The following is a 329-nucleotide window of genomic DNA, read 5'->3' on the forward strand; positions in this document are numbered from 1 at the left end:
TCCGAATCAAGGAAAGTCACGATCGGAGCTCGCGCGCGCTCGATGCCGGCGTTGCGCGCAGCATTGGCGCCTCGCCATTTCGCACCGACATAGAACAGCCGCGGGTCGCGAATTTCGGCCAGGGCCAAAGCGGTTCCGTCGGTCGAACCATCGTCGACCACGATGTGCTCAAAGTGGGTAAGCGTCTGCGCCAGAACGCTTTCCACCGCGCGCACGACCTGGCTGCGCCGATTGTGCGTCGGCGTGATCACTGTAATCAGCGGAACGTCTTCGCTCGACATCGGGCTGCCACTGCCGGTCGGTTCTGATGTTTGTCGGATGGGTCTGAC

Annotated in this window: 1 protein-coding gene; it reads right to left on the reverse strand. The window is 62.3% G+C overall.

Annotated features, from left to right (window positions below; all coding sequences use genetic code 11):
- Positions 1–281 (reverse strand): glycosyltransferase family A protein (locus EN850_RS34790; RefSeq protein ID WP_136093017.1); only part of this gene is annotated, 281 nt, incomplete at its 3' end.
- Positions 282–329: the final 48 nt, after the last annotated feature.

Source organism: Mesorhizobium sp. M8A.F.Ca.ET.207.01.1.1 (assembly GCF_004794715.1).
Lineage (GTDB): Bacteria > Pseudomonadota > Alphaproteobacteria > Rhizobiales > Rhizobiaceae > Mesorhizobium.